13 protein-coding genes and 1 pseudogene are annotated in these 14,918 nt (G+C 73.6%); 5 read left to right on the plus strand and 9 right to left on the minus strand.

The features are described 5' to 3' along the window. Window positions 1–9: 9 nt before the first annotated feature. Window positions 10–1,242, minus strand: coding sequence for an N-acylneuraminate cytidylyltransferase (locus ABZ899_RS19280; RefSeq protein WP_361347336.1), 1,233 nt, complete (start codon window positions 1,240–1,242; stop codon window positions 10–12). A 23-nt stretch (window positions 1,243–1,265) separates the two neighbouring features. Beyond that, window positions 1,266–2,579 (minus strand): DUF6716 putative glycosyltransferase, encoded by a 1,314-nt coding sequence (locus ABZ899_RS19285; RefSeq protein ID WP_361347339.1) that lies wholly within the window; start codon window positions 2,577–2,579, stop codon window positions 1,266–1,268. A gap of 198 nt (window positions 2,580–2,777) precedes the next feature. Here ABZ899_RS19285 and ABZ899_RS19290 point away from each other — a divergent pair, with 198 nt between their 5' ends. From ABZ899_RS19290 to ABZ899_RS19300, 3 genes are read left to right on the plus strand one after another with little or no spacing between them, the layout of a single operon-like run. Next, window positions 2,778–3,755: a glycosyltransferase family 2 protein gene (locus ABZ899_RS19290; protein ID WP_361347342.1), complete on the plus strand. Its 978-nt coding sequence runs from the start codon at window positions 2,778–2,780 to the stop codon at window positions 3,753–3,755. Continuing rightward, on the plus strand, window positions 3,752–5,095 hold the full coding sequence (locus ABZ899_RS19295; RefSeq protein WP_361347345.1) for a polysialyltransferase family glycosyltransferase: 1,344 nt from the start codon (window positions 3,752–3,754) through the stop codon (window positions 5,093–5,095). The genes ABZ899_RS19290 and ABZ899_RS19295 overlap by 4 nt, the downstream gene beginning before the upstream one ends. Further along, complete coding sequence (locus ABZ899_RS19300) at window positions 5,092–6,219, plus strand: acyltransferase (RefSeq protein ID WP_361347348.1); 1,128 nt, start codon at window positions 5,092–5,094, stop codon at window positions 6,217–6,219. Before ABZ899_RS19295 ends, ABZ899_RS19300 begins: the two co-directional genes overlap by 4 nt. A 34-nt stretch (window positions 6,220–6,253) precedes the next feature. Here the strand turns inward: ABZ899_RS19300 and ABZ899_RS19305 are convergent. The 3 genes and pseudogenes from ABZ899_RS19305 to ABZ899_RS19315 all read right to left on the minus strand — a co-directional run. Then, a pseudogene (locus ABZ899_RS19305) lies at window positions 6,254–6,337 on the minus strand (TetR family transcriptional regulator); the annotation flags it as partial. An 85-nt stretch (window positions 6,338–6,422) separates the two neighbouring features. Further along, complete coding sequence (gene leuE / locus ABZ899_RS19310; protein ID WP_361347351.1) at window positions 6,423–7,073, minus strand: leucine efflux protein LeuE; 651 nt, start codon at window positions 7,071–7,073, stop codon at window positions 6,423–6,425. Window positions 7,074–7,151: 78 nt separating this feature from the next. Further along, entirely contained in the window at window positions 7,152–8,732 is a 1,581-nt protein-coding gene (locus ABZ899_RS19315) for a methylmalonyl-CoA mutase family protein (protein ID WP_361347353.1), read from the minus strand. 185 nt (window positions 8,733–8,917) lie between these two features. Here ABZ899_RS19315 and ABZ899_RS19320 point away from each other — a divergent pair, with 185 nt between their 5' ends. Next, window positions 8,918–9,778 (plus strand): L,D-transpeptidase family protein, encoded by an 861-nt coding sequence (locus ABZ899_RS19320; RefSeq protein WP_361347355.1) that lies wholly within the window; start codon window positions 8,918–8,920, stop codon window positions 9,776–9,778. Window positions 9,779–9,973: 195 nt separating this feature from the next. On the opposite strand, the gene ABZ899_RS19325 is transcribed toward ABZ899_RS19320, so the two are convergent. The 4 genes from ABZ899_RS19325 to ABZ899_RS19340 all read right to left on the minus strand — a co-directional run bounded on the left by ABZ899_RS19325 (window position 9,974) and on the right by ABZ899_RS19340 (window position 13,715). Continuing rightward, window positions 9,974–11,029: a hypothetical protein gene (locus tag ABZ899_RS19325; protein ID WP_361347357.1), complete on the minus strand. Its 1,056-nt coding sequence runs from the start codon at window positions 11,027–11,029 to the stop codon at window positions 9,974–9,976. Then, on the minus strand, window positions 11,029–11,691 hold the full coding sequence (locus ABZ899_RS19330) for an RNA polymerase sigma factor (RefSeq protein WP_361347360.1): 663 nt from the start codon (window positions 11,689–11,691) through the stop codon (window positions 11,029–11,031). The genes ABZ899_RS19325 and ABZ899_RS19330 overlap by 1 nt, the downstream gene beginning before the upstream one ends. Before the next feature lie 360 nt (window positions 11,692–12,051). Continuing rightward, window positions 12,052–12,894 (minus strand): hypothetical protein, encoded by an 843-nt coding sequence (locus ABZ899_RS19335; protein ID WP_361347363.1) that lies wholly within the window; start codon window positions 12,892–12,894, stop codon window positions 12,052–12,054. A 203-nt stretch (window positions 12,895–13,097) separates the two neighbouring features. Next, on the minus strand, window positions 13,098–13,715 hold the full coding sequence (locus ABZ899_RS19340) for an RNA polymerase sigma factor (protein WP_361347366.1): 618 nt from the start codon (window positions 13,713–13,715) through the stop codon (window positions 13,098–13,100). 265 nt (window positions 13,716–13,980) lie between these two features. Here ABZ899_RS19340 and ABZ899_RS19345 point away from each other — a divergent pair, with 265 nt between their 5' ends. Continuing rightward, window positions 13,981–14,868 (plus strand): septum formation family protein, encoded by an 888-nt coding sequence (locus tag ABZ899_RS19345; RefSeq protein ID WP_361347368.1) that lies wholly within the window; start codon window positions 13,981–13,983, stop codon window positions 14,866–14,868. The last annotated feature ends 50 nt before the right edge of the window (window positions 14,869–14,918 follow it).

Here is a 14,918-nt window from a genome sequence, read left to right on the forward strand (position 1 = left end):
GAGATGTCCTTACTGGGTGAGGGAGTCGAGGGAGGGGCCGAGGATCCAGCCGGCGATCTCCCGGATGGCGCCGTCGCCACCGGGGACGGTGGTGACCGCGCGTGCGGCGCCGCGGACGATGTCGTGGGCGCTCGCGACCGCCACGGGCCAGCCCACCAGGGCGAAGCACGGGAGGTCGTTGACGTCGTTGCCGACGTAGAGCACGCGCTCCGGCGCGATGCCCTGCTCCTCGCACCACTGCTTGAGTGCGAGGTCCTTGCGGTCGATGCCGTGCAGCACGGGGATCCGCAGCTTGCGGGCGCGGGCGGCGACGACCGGGTTCTGCTCCGTGGAGAGGATCAGCATCTTCAGGCCGCTCTTGCGCAGGGCGGCGATGCCGAGTCCGTCGCCGCGGTGCACGGAGACGAACTCCTTTCCGTCGGCGTCGATCAGCACCCGGTCGTCGGTCTGGGTGCCGTCGAAGTCCAGGACGACCGCGTCGATGTCGCCGGCGGCCGGGAGGGCGCCGAGCGGCCGCTCGGCGTCGAGCAGCGGCGCCAGCGCGCGGGCGCGGGCCAGGTCGTGCGGGTCGTCGATCTCCAGCACCCGGGCGGGGTCGGTGCGCACGAGGTCGGTGCGGCCGAAGAAGCGGTGCCGGTGGGCGCGGAAGCCGGCCGCGTCCATGGCGTAGGCGGCGCCGGTCTCCAGGAAGTCCTGGGGGCGGTCCTGGCGGCGCGGGCGGTGGGACTTGTCGTGGTTGACGCCGTCGCCGCCCTCGGCGGGCTCGCCGGTCTCGCGCCAGACGAAGCCGTGGAAGGGCGCCACGGTGACGGCGGTGTCGGCGCCGTTCTCGGCGACGGCGGCGGCGACCTTCTCGATGTCGTCGCGGACGAGGAACGGGCTGGTGCACTGCACGAGCAGGACCACGTCGACGGGTGCGCCGTGCAGCGCCTCATGGGTGTCGAGGGCGTGCAGGACCGCCGCCTCGGAGGTGGCGGTGTCCCCGGCGATGGCGCCGGGCCGCAGCACGACCTCGGCGCCGGCCTCCCGGGCGGCGGCGGCGATGGCCTGGTCGTCGGTGGAGACGACGACGTCGGTCACCAGCCGGCTCGCCCGGCACTCGCGTACCGCGCGGGCCACCAGCGGGACTCCGCCCACCGGGGCGAGGTTCTTCGCGGGCACGCCCTTGGAGCCGCCGCGTGCGGGGATCACCGCGAGCACCCGGCGGGTCGAAGCGCCGTGGCCCGCTGCCGGGTCGGACATGGGTTCTCCTTGTCGATGGGGGGTCACAGCTCGCCCATCCGCCGGATCACGGGGGCGACGCGCTGGACGCCGTGCCGGTAGGCGCCGCGCGCGGCCCGGCGCACGATCTGCCGGACGGGGCCGGGCGCGTCGTCCGCGGCCGGCGCTCCGGGCAGCGGCGCGCCGTCGGGGCCGAGATGGTGGCGGGCGAGGATGCCGGGCAGGTAGCCGGGCGCGGTCTCGGGGGTGTACCAGGGCGCGAGCGGTGGCAGCCCGCCCGGCCGGCCCAGCAGGCGGGCGACGCGTTCGCGGGCGTGGTCGAACGCCGTGGTGTAGGTTCCGCCGGCGGCCACGCCCTGCCGGGCCACCCAGTCCTCGTCCGGCTCCGGCAGGTACCCGGCGTCGAGCTGGTCCCAGGAGGCGAGGCAGCCGGAGCCGATGAAGTGGTGGTTGCCGAGGGCCTCGCGCACCCCGAGGTCGGTGAGGACGGCGGTCGGGACACGGCGGTGCAGGGCTTCCAGGGCGGCCGTGGAGCTGACCGTGACGAGCAGGTCGGTGCGGTCCAGCACCTCCCCCATGTGCCCGTACACCAGGCGGAGGTTGGGCGGCAGGTCCTGGCCCCGGGCCAGTTTCTGGTACGGCAGTTCCTCGATGTGGGTGGTGTGTTCGCCGGGCCTGGAGCGCAGCTTGAGCAGCACCTCGCGCTCGGGGTGCCTGCGGGCGTGCCCGATGAGCCGGTTCAGCAGGTAGGTGCGGTCACGGCGGTTGTCCGGCACGGAGGGCTGGGCCGCGAACACCACGGTGCGGGGCTCGTGTTCGCGGGTGTGCGGCTCACCGCCGAGGAAGGGCAGTGCCACCTCGGTCACCGCCGAGGCGTCGGCGCCGACCCCCTCGTACACCGCGCGGAAACGCTCGGCGTCCTGCCGTGAGTTGGCGAGGACGAGGTCCGCGCCGTGCCGCAGCAGCAGGCCGTCGGCGAGCTTCTCGTAGACGACGCCGACGTAGCCGGTGACCACGACGGGGCGTTCGGGCCGGTCCGCCCACACCCCGCGCAGGCCGTGCAGCACGGCCTGCACCCCGCCGCCGACCAGCGCCAGGACGATCACGTCGTACGGCTCCCGCGCCATGACGCGCAGGAACTCGGCCGCGGTCACCTCGCGCAGGGAGTCGGCGTGGGCGCCGGTCTCCTGGAGCTGACGGGCCGTGGGCGTGGCCCGGCCGCGCAGAAGGTAGCCGTCCAGGCGGACGTCCGCGTCCTCGGGGGCGATGCGGTGCGCGGTGAGCGCGCCCCATTTCCACCGGGTGTCGGAATCCGCGAGCACGGCCGTTCGCCGGGTCTTCGTCGTACTTGCTGGCACGCCGAAGACGCTAGGAATGCATTCGAAGCACCCGCCCAACCCGAACACAACAAACGGTTAACAGCACACCGACGAACGGAGAATCAGGTCGGGTGAGGCCCGTGAAAAAGCCCGGTTCACGGCTTCGCCACACGTCGTTCACCTGAATTCAAGGAAGGCGTCAAGACGAATGCCGGGCCGCGCCCTACCGTCTTTTCCGTGGTCAAGCTCTCCGTCATCGTGCCGTTCTTCAATGTGCGGCAATACGCGCCCGACACCCTCCGGAGCCTTCGTGCGAACGCGCGCGACGACTTCGAGTTCATCCTCGTCGACGACTGCTCGCGCGACGGGACCCCGGAGATCCTCGCGCGCGCCCAGCGCGAACTGCCGGGCGCCGTCCTCGTGCGGCACGAGAGGAACGGAGGACTGGCGACCGCGCGCAACACCGGGATCGACCGGGCGCGCGGCGAGTACCTGACGTTCCTGGACGGCGACGACTGGCTCGCGCCCGGCTACTACGCCCGACTGGTCGCCGCGATCGAGGAGCTGGGCTGCGACTTCGTGCGCACGGACCACGTCCAGTGCACGGCGCGGGCCCGCAGTGTGCACCGCGTGCCGCACGGCCGCCGCGGGGTCGTGCTGCGGCCGCGGGACGCGATCCTGCCGGCCGACCGTTCCACGTCCGTCGACTACGCGTACGCCTGGGCGGGGATCTACCACCGCCGGCTGGTCGAGCGGGGGCTGCTGCACTTCACCGACGGGCTGCGCACCGCGGAGGACCGGCCGTGGATCTGGCGGCTGCACCGGGAGGCGGATTCCTTCGCGGCGGTCGGCCTGCTCGGTGTCTTCTACCGGCGCGGGGTCGCCTCTTCCCTGACGCAGATCGGGGACGTACGGCAATTGGATTTCATCCGCGCATTCGACCAGGTCGTCGCGGAAACCGCCGAGGACCCCGCGGCGGACGCGTTGCTGCCGAAAGCCGTGCGCACGTATTGCGCCATCATTTCCCATCACCTGGGTTCCATCGAGAGGTTCGAGCCCGCGGTGGCGAGACGACTCAAAGCCATGAGTGCCGCGGCGCTGCGGCGGATGCCGCAGGGCGTGCTGGAGGAGGCACTGGACTCGATGGACGTGCAGCGGGCCACCCGGCTGCGGCGGCTGCGCCGCCGTCCCGCCGTCGCGGGGGCCGCCGCGTGACGACCCAGATCTTCCAGGCGTCCACGCTGTACGGCGCCGCCACCCTGGCCGCCGCCCTGGACGCCGGCTGCTTCGGCCCCGCGGACCGCCGGATCCTGCTGGTCTGCAACAACGCGGCGACCCCGGAGACCACACCGGGCCTGGAGACCCTGCCGGGATTCGGGCGGCTGCGGGACCGCTTCGACGACGTGCTGTCGTACAACGAGACGTTCTTCCCGTTCCACCCCGGCGGCTGGGCCCCCCGGCCGGACGACCTGCCGCTGTGGGAGCGGTTCGTGCGCCACGAGTGGCGCCTGGGCGACGACGACGTGGCCCTGGCGGTCGAGTCGATCCAGGTCAACCCGTCGCTGGCGCTCGCCCAGATCTTCACCGGCGCCCCGGTGACGGTCTACGCCGACGGCCTGATGAGCTACGGCCCGACCCGCAACAAGATCGATCCGCTGGTCGGCACCCGGGTGGACCGGGTGCTGCACGTCGACCTGGTGCCGGGCCTCGCGCCGCTGCTGCTCACCGAGTTCGGCGTGCCGGCGGAGATCGTGCCGACCCCGGCCCTGACCAAGGTGCTCGCCGACCTCGCGGACGGGGAGGAGGGCCTGCCGGACGTCGAGGAGCCCGCGCTGCTGCTCGGCCAGTACCTGTCCGCGCTCGGCATCCTCTCCCCCGAGGAGGAGGACGCCCTGCATCTGCGGATGCTGAGGGGCGTGGTGGCGCTCGGACACGAGCGGGTGGTGTTCAAGCCGCACCCCTCGGCGCCCGCGCGGTTCACCCGCAGCCTGGAGGAGGAGGCCGGACGGCTCGGCGCCGACCTCGTCGTCTGCGACACGCCGGTCCTCGCCGAGGTGCTGTTCCAGCGGACGCGTCCGGCGCTGGTGGCCGGCTGCTTCTCCACCGCGCTGCTCACGGCGTCCGCGCTGTACGGCCTGCCCGTGGCCCGGGTGGGCACGGAGCTGCTGCTGGAGCGGCTGGCGCCGTACGAGAACAGCAACCGGGTGCCCGTCACGATCGTGGACGCGCTGCTGCCCGCGCTGGAGGACCGGGCGGCGGTCGACGGCCAGCACCCGGGCCTGGACGTCGAGGCGCTGGGCGCGCTGGTGCGCGCGGTCGGTTTCGCGATGCAGCCGAAGATCCTGCCGGGCCTGCGCGCGGAGACGGAACGCTTTCTGACGCACCATCCGGGCAGCGGCATGCTGCGCTACTTCAAGCGCAGGCGGCTGACCTCGCTGGGGCTGCCGGGCGGGCTGCCCGGGCAACTGGCCTTCATCCCCCGCAATGCCACGGTCCGCCGGGTGGCCCGCCGGGCACGGGACATACGCCGGTCCGCCCGCAGGGGCACCTCGTGATCGACGCGCCCACCACGGCGGGCACCCCGGTCCGCCCCACCGCCCCCGCCCGCCCCCGGCAGACCCGGCTGCGCGCCCTGGACGGGCTGCGCCTGGTCGCCGCGCTGATGGTGGCGGCGTACCACTACGGGGGGCGGGACGGCGAGGTCACCGAGGCGTGGGGCAGCTCGCCGAGCCTGCAGTTCCCCACGCTCCACGGCTGGTTCGCGTACGGCTGCCTGGGCGTGCAGGTGTTCTTCGTGATCAGCGGGTTCGTGATCTGCATGAGCGGCTGGGGCCGCACCCTGACGTCGTTCTTCGCGTCCCGCGCCGCCCGGCTGCTGCCCGCCTACTGGGCCGCGGTCGTCCTGGTGACGGCCGTGTTCGCGCTGCCCGTCGTCGCGTACCGGGCGGTGTCGCCCAGCGACGCGCTGCTGAACCTGACGATGCTCCAGCAGCCGCTGGGCGCCGACCGGGTGCTGGGGGTGTGCTGGACGCTGTGGGCGGAGATCCGCTTCTACGCGCTGTTCGCGCTGTGCGTCGTGCTGCCCGGCGCGACCCGGCAGCGGATCATCCTGTTCTGCGCGGCCTGGACGCTCGCCGCCGCCCTCGCGCAGGGGGCGGGGGAACCCATCCTCGACCTCGTGCTGATGCCCGAGTACGCCCCCTTCTTCGTCGGCGGCATCGGCCTGTACCTGGTGCACCGCGACCGCCGGGACGCCTACGCGTGGGGCATCGTGGCCGTGAGCTGGCTCATCGGCCAGCACTACGCGGTGGCCCGGCTGTGGCACGCGCCGGACGTCGACGCCTTCTCCTACCGCAGCTCCCTCGGCATCGTCCTGGTCGTCACCTGCGGCTATCTGGCCGTCGCCGCGGTCGCGCTGGGATGGCTCGCCTGGGCCGACTGGCGCTGGCTGACGGTCGCCGGCGCGCTGACGTACCCGTTCTACCTCGTCCACGAGCATCTGGGCTGGGTCGTCATCCGGGCCCTGCACCGCGGCCTCGGCCTGCCCTCCTCCGTCACGGCCCTGCTCACGGTGGCCGCGATGCTGCTGCTGGCCCGGCTGCTCAACCACTACGTCGAGGAGTGGGCGACCCCGCTGCTGCGCCGCACGCTGTCGGCGCGGGCCTCCCGGCCGGGGTGAGCGCCGCTCAGCGGATCCCGTAGCGGGCCCGCCCCCGCTCACCGGGCAGCGGTTCGGCACCCTGCTCCTCGGTGACGAAGCCGAGCGTGGGGGCGTACGGCGTCGCGCTCGCGCGGACCGGCCGACCGGCCTCGCCCTCCCGTCGGCCGGGCCGGGACCACCTCCGAGGCACTGGCGGAGTACGCCGGGGAACTCCGCCTCTTCTAGGCGCTCGCCAGCGACAGCTTCACCGCGAACCCCAGGAACAGCGCACCCGCCACCGAGGTCGCCCCGGCCGACAGGCGCCTGCGGCGGCGGAAGGCGGCGGCCAGCCTGGTCCCGCTGAAGATCAGGGCGCTCAGGTAGAGGACGCTGGCCAGCTGCGCGAAGATGCCGAGCACCACGAAGGAGACGGCCGGGTGGGCGTAGGCCGGGTCGACGAACTGCACGAAGAAGGCGACGAAGAACAGGATCGCCTTCGGGTTGACCAGGCTGACGACCAGGGCGCGGCGGAAGGGCCGCTCCTCGCCGGCCGGGGCCTCGCCGGTGGCCGCGGCGACCGTCTCCCGGCGGGTGCGCCACATGCCCCAGGCGGCCCGCAGCATGCCGATCGCCAGCCAGGTCAGATAGCCGGCGCCGGCGTACTTCACGATCCCGAACAGCACGGCGTTCGCCTGGAGCAGCGAGGCGACCCCCGCGGCCGACAGGGTCATCAGCACGGCGTCCCCGCACCAGACGCCTGCCGCGGCGGTGTACCCGGCGCGGACGCCGCGCCGGGCGGCCACCGAGAGGACGTAGAGCGAGTTGGGACCGGGCAGCAGGATGATGAGGACCAGACCTGCCAGATAGGTGGGGAGATCGATGACGCCGAACATGGACAGGAGTGTCACACGCGTCCCGGCCCGTGCACCCGGCGTTCCGCAGGATGGGACGGCGCCGTCCGCCGGCTGTGCTCAGAAGGTGCCGGACGGCTCGTAGCGGCCCCACACCTCGCGCAGGGTGCCGCAGACCTCGCCGATGGTGGCGCGGGCCCGCAGCGCCTCCTTCATCGGGTACAGCACGTTGTCGTCGCCGGTCGCCGCCTTCCGCAGCGCGGCCAGCGCCGACTCCACCGCCCGCCCGTCCCGTTCCGCGCGCAGCCGGGCGAGCCGCTCCGCCTGCCGCGCCTCGATGGCGGGGTCGACCCGCAGCGGCTCGTAGGGCTCCTCCTCGTCGAGCCGGAAGCGGTTGACGCCGACCACGACCCGCTCCCCGGAGTCGGTCTCCTGGGCGATCCGGTAGGCGTTCCGCTCGATCTCGCCCTTCTGGAAGCCGTGCTCGATGGCCGCGACGGCACCGCCGAGGTCCTCGACCCGGCGCATCAGGTCCCGCGTCGCCTCCTCCACGTCGTCCGTCATCCGCTCCACGGCGTAGGACCCGGCGAAGGGGTCGACGGTCGCGGTCACGTCCGTCTCGTACGCGAGCACCTGCTGGGTGCGCAGGGCGAGCCGGGCCGACCGGTCCGTCGGCAGGGCGATCGCCTCGTCGTAGGAGTTGGTGTGCAGCGACTGGGTGCCGCCGAGCACCGCCGCGAGGCCCTGCACCGCCACCCGGACCAGGTTCACCTCGGGCTGCTGGGCCGTCAGCTGCACGCCGGCCGTCTGCGTGTGGAACCGCAGCATCTGGGACTTCGGGTTCCGAGCGCCGAACTCGTCCCGCATGACCCGCGCCCAGATCCGGCGGGCGGCGCGGAACTTGGCGACCTCCTCCAGGAACGTCGTCCGGGCCACGAAGAAGAACGACAGCCGGGGCGCGAAGTCGTCCACGTCCATGCCCGCGGCGACCGCCGTACGGACGTACTCGATGCCGTCGGCGAGGGTGAAGGCGATCTCCTGGACGGGACTCGCCCCCGCCTCGGCCATGTGGTACCCGGAGATGGAGATCGTGTTCCAGCGCGGGATCTCGGCCCGGCAGTACCGGAAGATGTCCGCGGTCAGCCGCAGCGAGGGCTTCGGCGGGAAGATGTAGGTGCCGCGCGCGATGTATTCCTTCAGCACGTCGTTCTGGATCGTGCCGGTGAGCCGGTCCGCGGACACGCCCTGCTCCTCGGCGACGAGCTGGTACAGGAGCAGCAGCAGGGCCGCCGGCGCGTTGATGGTCATCGACGTCGACACCTGGTCCAGCGGGATGCCGTCGAACAGCACCCGCATGTCGTCGATCGAGTCGACGGCCACACCGACCTTGCCGACCTCGCCGTGCGCGAGGGGCGCGTCGGAGTCGTGGCCCATCTGGGTGGGCAGGTCGAAGGCGACCGACAGGCCGGTGGTGCCGTGCGCGATGAGTTGCCGGTAGCGGGCGTTGGACTCCGTGGCCGTGCCGAACCCCGCGTACTGGCGCATCGTCCAGGGCCGGCCGGTGTACATCGTCGGGTAGACGCCGCGGGTGAAGGGGTGGGCGCCCGGCTCGCCCAGCTGCACGGCCGGGTCCCAGCCCCGCAGCGCGTCCGGCCCGTAGACCGGCTCGACGGGCAGTCCTGACTCCGACTCACGCGCCATGGTGGGTGCCTCTCGCGTCGCTGGGGTGTCGGGCGCCGGCACGGCCCGCCGGTCGCCGTGACTCCTGTGTTCCACCATGCAGCCTGGTTCGCCACCGGTCACGCGCGGGGAACATGTCGAGTGACATCCGGACGGCCCGGGGTGGCCACGATGAGACGACGGGGGCCTGGATGCGTACCAGGGGCATGGGACGCGGGACACGGGGCGGGCGCGGCGCGCGCGCCGGCGGCCTGCGCGCGCCGGCGGCCGTGCTGGCCTGCGGCGCGGCGCTCGCGGTGCTCGCCGGCTGCACGGTCGAGGGGCCGGACGGGGAACGGCACTCACCGGTGCGCATAGAGCTCCCCGGCGGCACCCCGTCGCCGAAGTCCGCGCCGCCCGACGGCAAGCCGAGCGCCCCGGCGGGCCCGGCCGCGCCCGCCGTCCTGTGGGGGCCCGGTGACGAGGGCCGTGACGTGCGGGAGCTCCAGGCGCGGCTGCGTCAGGTCGCCTGGCTCTTCGACGGGCCGACCGGCGTCTACGACGACCTCACCGAGCGGGCGGTCCGGGGCTTCCAGGGAAAACGGGGACTGCCGAGGACCGGCCGGACGGACCGGGTCACCTGGGAGCGGCTGCTGAGGATGACGCGGGAACCCGGCACCTGGGACCTGTATCTGATGGGCGGGCAGCCGGCCGACCCGCCGGACGCGCGGTGCCTGACCGGGCGGGTGCTGTGCGTCAGCAAGGGGAGCCGGACACTGCGCTGGATGGTGGACGGCCGTACGGAGCTGACGGTGCCGGTGCGGTTCGGCTCGGAGTACACCCCGACCCGGGAAGGCGTGTTCCGCGTCTACTGGAAGTCACGCCACCATGTGTCGACGCTCTACGACTCCCCCATGCCGTACGCGATGTTCTTCAGCGGCGGCCAGGCGGTGCACTACTCGGCGGACTTCGCGGCCCGGGGTTACGCGGGCGCCTCGCACGGCTGTGTGAACGTGGCGGACGAGCCGGCGATCCGGGAGATGTTCGCGCGAGTGCGGACCGGTGACAAGGTCGTCGTCCACCGGTGAGGCGAGGAGTGTGGGGCGCGGGCGGGACCGGGGGAACGTGTCCCGCCCGCGCCGATGCACGAGCCGCAGGTACGGGGGGAACCCCGGCTCTGTGCGAGGGCCGATGACCAGTCGGCTCACTCTGATCAGCGCCGGGGCGCGCGAAAACGTCACTCCGGGCGCGAAAATTTTTCCGCGGGACGGGAGAACCGCAGGTCAGCGGCTTACGGCGGACGCGGTCGGGGTGGGGGTGGAGGCGGCACGCGGTGCCCCGCGTCCGGGGGACCCGTCGCCCTCCGTCTGCCGGTCGTCGCCGGAGCCGTCGTCGCCGCGGGTCAGCCCGTTCGGGGCGTCGTCCTGGTCGTCGTGGCGCGTGTCGCCCCGGTCGCTCCAGTCGCCGTCGTCGTTCCCGCCGTGCCCCTTGCCCTTGCCCTTGCCTTTGCCCTTGCCCTTGCCCTTGTCCCGGTCGTCGGCGTCGCCGCCGGTCCTGGCGTCCACGTGCCCGAGGACCTTCTCGCAGTAGGTCCGCACCCGGTCCCGGCCGCCCGCCGCGCCGGTCAGCGCCCGTCTGCGCTCGCCGGACAGCGCCTTGCCGTCCCGGATGTCGCGGCAGGAGGAGACGGCACCGCGCCACCAGCCGCCGGAGCCGCGCCGGCCGTCACCCGTGGCCTCGTCGTCCGCGGGGCCGCCGGGCTCGATGCCCTCGGTGGCGCCCGGGTCCGCGGGCGCCAGGGACCCGCCGGGTCCGGTGCCCTCCGGCGCGTCCCGCTCCGGGGAGGGCGACACGAGCGGCCGTTCCGTCGGGGGGGACGCGGGGACCGTGGCGGCGGGGCGGGCGGGCTCGTCGTCGTCGAACGGCGTCGGCAGGACTCCGGTTCCGGCCGCGACGGCGACCCCGCCGACCATGCCGGCGGCCAGCGCGGCGGCGAGGGCGAGCCGGACGGGCCGCCCCCAGCGCGGGCGGCGCGGCCGGGCGCCGGGGCGGCCGAGACGCACCAGGCCGACCTCGTCGGCGGCCTGGCCGCCGGGGGCCCCGGGGGTCGCGGCCGTGGTGGCCCGGCCCGCGCGGGCAGCCCGGTAAGCCGCCAACGCGGCGGCCTCTCCGGGGAGTTCTCCGCAGGTCGGGACCGGTTCGGCGGTCAGTGCCTCAAGGGTCTTGGCGAGCCGTTCGGCCTGATCGCGGTCGGCCGGGTCGACAGCTTCGAGTGGCTCTCCCCGCAGCAAGCGTTCCGCCGTTTCGCGGTCCAGCCACCTGTTCAGCTCGTCGGCCATCACACATCCTTCTGCGCCCGCGTACGCAGATGCGTCACACTCGCGGACGTCACCGCGCGGCGGCGCGGTTCTCGCTGCGGCGGCAGGGCGTCGAGCACCCCGGCCGATTCCGGATCGTCGCCGATGAGTTCGGCGAGGCGCTTCAGACCCCGGTGCGCCGCGGTCCGTACGGCGCCCGGGCGCTTGCCCAGTGTCTGCGCGGCCGTCTTGGCGTCGAGCCCCACGACCACGCGCAGCACGACGGCCTCGGCCTGGTCCTGGGGCAGCCGGGCGATGAGGGAGAGGGTGCCGTCGGTGGCCAGCGCCTCGATGGCCTCGCCAGCCGTGTCGGACTCCGCGGCCTTCCCGGTCAGTTCCGTCTCGTCGCCGCCGATCGCGGGGCGGCGCCCACGCATCCTGATGTGGTCCAGCGCCCGGTTACGCGCTATCCGCGCGGCCCAGCCGCGGAACCGGTCGGCGTCACCGCTGAACCGGTCCAGGTCGCGCGCTATCTGGAGCCACGCCTCGGAGGCGACGTCCTCGGCGTCCGGGTCGCCCACCAGCGTCCGCACGTATCCGAGCAGCCGCGGGTGCACGGAGCGGTACACAGTACGGAAGGCGGTCTCGTCCCCGTCCTGTGCCGCAAGCACCGCGGTGGTCAGCTCCGCGTCGTCCCCCAGCACTGGATACCTCAATTGATGGTTGCGGCAACAGGACCGCAGGTCGTTGCGGTGGTCTTACAGCCTCCGCGTCCGGCGCGAAAGGCACGTTACGGCGTGAAACCGCTGCTCGTCCATGTCTGTACAACATGCAACCATCCCGTGTTTCGGCCGTCCCGCCGTCCGGGTGTGACAGAAAACGCAGTCATGGCGCTGTAGAGAGTACGGGCCGCCGCGCGGCCCGTGCCGCGCGACGGCCGGGGCCTCTCCTGTGGGGGGTGGCGGCCCCGGCCGTTGCTTTGGCCGGCTTCGCGCCTTCCCGAGGGCCTTGCGCATACGCGCACACGGGGGCGCCGTTCACGCCGCTCCGCTTCCCGAGCGCGGTCAGTTCTTGCTCTTCCCGGAGTTCCCGTCGCCATCGGCACCCTGCCCGGCCGTGCCCCGACCGGACCCCGTGCCGTCCTGCCCCTTGCCGGTGGCCGGCGTCCCGGCAGTGCCGTTCCCGGGCGGCGGGCCGCTCCTGCCCGTGCCGTTCCCGGACGGCGGACTGCTCTTGCCGGTGCCGTTCCCGGGCGTGCGGCCCGGGTGGGCCGGTGCCGTGGCAAGGCGGTCGGCGCAGTACGCGGCGACCTTGTCCTCACCGCCCGCCGCCGCGACGAGCCGCTGCCACGCCGTCGACTCCAGCGCCTTGCCCCGGCCGTCGACCTTGCCGTACGCACGGCATTCGGCCTCGGTGTCCCGCGCGGTGTCCGGGTGGTCCGGGCGGGTGGGCAGGGGTGCGGCGGACGGCTGCGCGGAGGGCGCGGCCGTCGGGCGGGAAACGCTTTCGGAGGGGGACGTCCGTCGCTCCTCGGGCGCCTCCGAGGGACCGGAGGAATTGATCGCGGCGACCGCGACCCCGCCCATCGTGAGACTGGCGAGCAGCAGGGACAACGTGGTGCGCGCCGACATCGCCAGGCGGCGGCGCTCCCGGGGCCGCCAGTCGTCCCGGCGCCGGGTGCGCGCCCGGTGGGCGCCCTCGGCGCGGGCGGCCCGGAACGCGACCACGGCCCGCTGCTCGCCCTCGGCGTCCGGGCGGTGCCCGCGCAGTACGGCGGCGGAGAGGAGCGCCTCCAGCTCCATGTCGTCGAGCACCGTGTCCGTGCCGGACGGGTGACGGGCCGTCACACGCTCGGGGCGCGCGCGCCGACGGCCGGGCGTCGCACCGCCGCTCTGCCGTTCACCCATGTCCGCTTCCGTTCCCGTCCGACTCGCTCTGCCGACTCCCGGCCCGCCGGGCACGTACGCCCTGCGTGTGACAGCCGTGCCCCCGGGAGCCGTAGTGCCCCTACGTCTCCCTTGTCCGTACGTCCCGTCCGTCCGTACGACTCACCCGCGCCCACCGACCGCGACGCACGTCACGCCGGGCGTCCGACCGCCGTCCGCGCAGGTCATGTCGATTCCCCCAGCGTCCCGGGGCCGTCATCCGTCACACCGGCCGCGCCGAGCTGGTCGGCCAGCCGTTTCAGCCCCCGGTACGCGGCCGTGCGCACCGCGCCCGGGCGCTTGCCGAGCACCCGGGCCGCCGCGGGGCCGTCGAGTCCGACGACCACGCGCAGCAGCACCGCCTCGGCCTGGTCCCTCGGCAGTCCGCTGACCAGGCGCAGGGCCTGTTCCGTGGAGATCGACTCCAGTGCCCTCTCGTGCGTGCTGGACGGATCGGGCAGCGCCAGCACGTCCTGCTCCAGCACGGACGACCGGGGCCGTACACGCTGCCGGCGCAGATGGTCCAGCGCCCGGTGCCGGGCGATCGTCGCGGTCCAGCCCCGGAATCCGGCGCCGTCCCCGGTGAACCGGCCGAGGTCCCGGGCGATCTCCAGCCAGGCGTCGGACGCCACGTCCTCGGCGTCGTTGCCGACCAGACCGCGCAGATACCCCAGGAGCCCCGGCTGCACCAGCCGGTACGCGACCGCGAACGCGGCCTCGTCGCCCTCCTGGGCCCGCGCGACGGCCGCGCCCAGTTCCCCGTCGTGCGCGAGCGCGCGGCGGGGTTCCCCTCCTCGAGCCAAGAACAGTCCTCGTCCGTACCGGTTCGTGGCGAATCCGTACCTCGTGGTACGCCCACCCTTGCGCACGCCCCTTCACGATCATCAGCGCCCGGAACCACGGAAGTGTCACTGGTGACGGCCGTATCGGTCCTGTCCGCGGTCCGGTACAACCCTCTCGGCACCTCGCGAGTCAGACGCCGCGAGTGAGGGCCGATGCCCCTTCGGCCCTTCGTACGGGGCGAGGCGCGTCCGCCCTATAAAGATCAATTAAGAGGATGAACACGTCATGGCTACCCACGCCCCCTCCCGCTCCCTTCGCGGTCTTTCCGCCGTCGTCGCTCTGATCGCAGCCGGGGCGGTGGGGTGTTCGGGCGTCTCCGACGCCGTCGACAGCGCCCAGGACGGCGCGAAGAAGGTCGCCCGCCAGCGCTCCGTGTTCTCCCTGGACATCGGTGACTGCTACAACCCGAACGGCAAGGCCGAGGGGACGGCCTTCACCGTGGAGATCGTGCCGTGCGACGAGGCCCATGTCGGCCAGGTCGTGGGCGAGTTCGCGATCGACAAGGGCAAGGAGTACCCGGGCGACGACGGCGTCTCCACGATCGCGGACAACCAGTGCCCGGTCGAGGCGCAGAAGTACTCCCCGGACACCTGGGCCCTCCCCAAGGGCGTGTCGCTCTTCTACTACACGCCGACCAAGGAGAGTTGGGCGACCGGCGACCGCGCGGTCAGCTGCACCTACACCAAGGAGGACGGCAAGTTCAGCGGCACGCTGAACACCGCCAAGTCCCTCAAGCCGGAGCAGGCCACGTTCCTGAAGGGTTCGAACGCGGTCTACGAGGCGCTGTGGGCCAACCAGTCCGAGAAGGACGCCGTCGAGGACGACCTGGCGGGTTACAAGAAGCAGGCCAAGGCCGTCGCGGCCGCCCTCGCCGCGCACGTCGACGGTCTGCAGGACGTCGAGGGCGCCGAGGTGGCCAAGCTGCGCGCGACCCTGACGAAGGCCGCCGCCGACTGGAAGAAGGCCGCCGACGCCGCCGACGCCGACGCGTTCTACATCGCCTACGACCCGGCGTTCGACGGCATCGACCCGAACGCGTCGGTCCCGGCCCGCAAGGAACTGGGCCTGGCCACCACCGTCCCGGCCGACGAGGCCGAGGTCTGGGCGGGCTGACACCGCCTCCGGCCGACGGGGCCGCGTCCGTCACGGACGCGGCCCCGTCG

It is taken from the genome of Streptomyces sp. NPDC046859 (assembly GCF_040645135.1).
Classification (GTDB): domain Bacteria; phylum Actinomycetota; class Actinomycetes; order Streptomycetales; family Streptomycetaceae; genus Streptomyces.